We start from the raw sequence: 2362 nt of genomic DNA on the forward strand, positions 1-2362 counted from the left end.
TTGGCTAGGAAATCACCAAGTAAATATTTTTACTCGCCCGGACGGCAGCAAAAAGCGATTTAGCAACGTATCGTGGTTTACGAATTTAAAAAGCACAAAGCATCAAACCGGCGTAAGACTGATGAAAAAATACAAAGGCAATGAGCACGAATACCCGGAATACGACAACTACAAAATCATAGAAGTGACCAATTATAAAAACATACCGATCGACTATGATGGCGTAATCGGCGTACCCCTTACGTTCTTTTTACGGTACAACCCGGCGCAGTTTCATATATTGGGCTGCGATTTTGAGATCAAGGAAAAATACCCCGAGCTAGTAAAACAAGACTATGCTCAAAGCAACACGAAATCGGCCGTCCTAAACGGACAAGAACTATTTACCAGGATAATAATTCAGCGAATCAACGGCCTTAAACCGAGAACTAGGCTAATAAATCAAATTTAGGGAGCAAATTTATTTAAAATCATGAAGAAGTCAAAGAAAACAGAACTATTTAACAGCCCCGTCAAGCGATTTATGTGGGTATTTTTAGCCATAAATTTGCTAGGGTTCGGTACGAACGCCGTTTTATATTTTTTAAAACTACCCAACAGGGTAGAAACAATACTAAACGCGGACGCGTTCTTTATAACGCTAGCCGCAATCTGCTACATCGCATTTAACGCAATGCTTTATTTAATCATAAAAATGCACTTCTTGCTATCGACTAGAAAAGAGTAAAATTTTATTGCTATTTTTGTGTAATTTTATCTGAAATATATCTTTTATTTTTGATATTATTTTGTAAAATAGTATTTTAACAATATATATTTTATTATTTATTAAGTTTAAGGCGATATAATCATTTTAAATTTTTATGCAAAGGAGAGATGATGATAGTATCGATCTGCAACGAAAAAGGCGGCAGCGGAAAAAGTACGCTTGCCACGAACATAGCTATAAATCAAGGCATAGTAAAAGGCGAGCTGCTTTTGCTGCTGGATACCGACCCGCAAAAGTCGATCGCCACGTTTTTAAATATACGAAACGAAGAGGGGCATCCAAAGGCATTTGATTTCGCTTACAAATACGGCGAAAATTTAAAAGAATTTTTGCAAAGCGTAGATCGTGGCAAAGACATAGTCGTAGACACGGGCGGCCGAGATAGCAGAGAGATGCGAATAGCCATCGCTCTAAGCGACATCGTGATAATCCCGACCATTCCAAGTCAGTTTGACGTAAGCGTCCTAGATAAAATGGTCAATATCGTAAAAATGGCCAAAGAACAAAACGAAAAGCTACAAGCCTATATCGTGATCAATCGAGCCTCGACCAATCCATTTTTATACAAAAAGATAGACAGCCTGAAAGCATTCATCGAGGAGCTCCAAGAGGATTATATAAGGCTAGCAAGCACGATCATATTTGAGCGCGAGCGCTACAAAATAGCCACGCAACTAGGCTACGGAGTGGTCGAGATGAACGACGGCAACAAGGCGGAGCAAGAAATCAAGAATTTATGCGAAGAGATATTTTAAAAGGATAGTAAAATGAAAATAAATAAATTACTACTAATAGGAGCAGTTTGCGTGGGGTTACACGCTGAATCTATAACTAAACAGCAAGTATGCCATATGATAGACGCGTTATCTTATCAGCTTAATATAAAAGATTTGGGTAATAATGAGTTTACTATAAATTATAAAGACGGTGCGTTATACAAGTACGATAACCTAGACGAATACAAAAAGTGGTTTATTGAGTGCTATGACAGGGACAGGCTTATTGCTAGAATAATAGATAAGGGCAAAATCATAGAGAGAATAGATTCGTCAATAGGCAACTATAAATGGGTAACGTTTGAGCTTGAAAACTGCACCCTGAAAACTCTTGGAAAAGGTAGCGACTATGCGCCGATCGGTGAACCAAAATGTAAAAAAGATAGCGACCGACAGGAGATAAAATGACGATAGAGACGATAAAAGAAATTTTGGGCTGGCTTGATCAACACAGCTGGTATATAATATCCATATTTATACCGATAGGCTTATTTTGTATATTTTATAGCTCCAAGCAAACAGAAAAGGCGAATAAAGAACTTATAGAAAATTTAAAGAAGCTACTTAATGACGAAGAGTTTAATTTTTTGATCGACGATAAAAACAGGACAAAGTACTTACGCAAATTTAACGACATAATCAAAACAGAGATGTCGATAACAGAAGATAAATATATAGCTATTTTGGCAGATTTTCGCGATACGATAAAGGTCGATTTTCAAGAAAAGCTAAGGCTTGACGAGATAAGGAAGCAAATATTATGAAGCCTTTAAGAGAATATAAAAATTTATAATTTTTATCGCTTTTTTGGTATAAA

The 2362-nt window shown here is 36.7% G+C and carries 5 protein-coding genes; all 5 read left to right on the top strand.

Translation table 11 applies throughout. The features are described from left to right. Positions 1-451: adenine-specific methyltransferase EcoRI family protein (locus Q0256_RS08760; protein WP_297962272.1), on the top strand; the 451-nt coding region annotated here is incomplete at its 5' end. A 21-nt stretch (positions 452-472) separates the two neighbouring features. Then, positions 473-727: a hypothetical protein gene (locus Q0256_RS08765; protein ID WP_297962273.1), complete on the top strand. Its 255-nt coding sequence runs from the start codon at positions 473-475 to the stop codon at positions 725-727. A gap of 152 nt (positions 728-879) precedes the next feature. Next, positions 880-1524: an AAA family ATPase gene (locus Q0256_RS08770; RefSeq protein WP_004319281.1), complete on the top strand. Its 645-nt coding sequence runs from the start codon at positions 880-882 to the stop codon at positions 1522-1524. Positions 1525-1536: 12 nt separating this feature from the next. Next, positions 1537-1953, top strand: a complete 417-nt coding sequence (locus Q0256_RS08775; protein ID WP_194167815.1) for a hypothetical protein — start codon at positions 1537-1539, stop codon at positions 1951-1953. Beyond that, entirely contained in the window at positions 1950-2309 is a 360-nt protein-coding gene (locus Q0256_RS08780) for a hypothetical protein (protein WP_004319300.1), read from the top strand. Before Q0256_RS08775 ends, Q0256_RS08780 begins: the two co-directional genes overlap by 4 nt. The last annotated feature ends 53 nt before the right edge of the window (positions 2310-2362 follow it).

Source organism: uncultured Campylobacter sp. (assembly GCF_937949835.1).
Lineage (GTDB): Bacteria > Campylobacterota > Campylobacteria > Campylobacterales > Campylobacteraceae > Campylobacter_B.

Coding starts and splice junctions, on each gene's coding strand:
- Q0256_RS08765 (WP_297962273.1), top strand. CDS start 473: ATGAAGAAGTCAAAGAAAACAGAACTATTTAACAGCCCCGTCAAGCGA.
- Q0256_RS08770 (WP_004319281.1), top strand. CDS start 880: ATGATAGTATCGATCTGCAACGAAAAAGGCGGCAGCGGAAAAAGTACG.
- Q0256_RS08775 (WP_194167815.1), top strand. CDS start 1,537: ATGAAAATAAATAAATTACTACTAATAGGAGCAGTTTGCGTGGGGTTA.
- Q0256_RS08780 (WP_004319300.1), top strand. CDS start 1,950: ATGACGATAGAGACGATAAAAGAAATTTTGGGCTGGCTTGATCAACAC.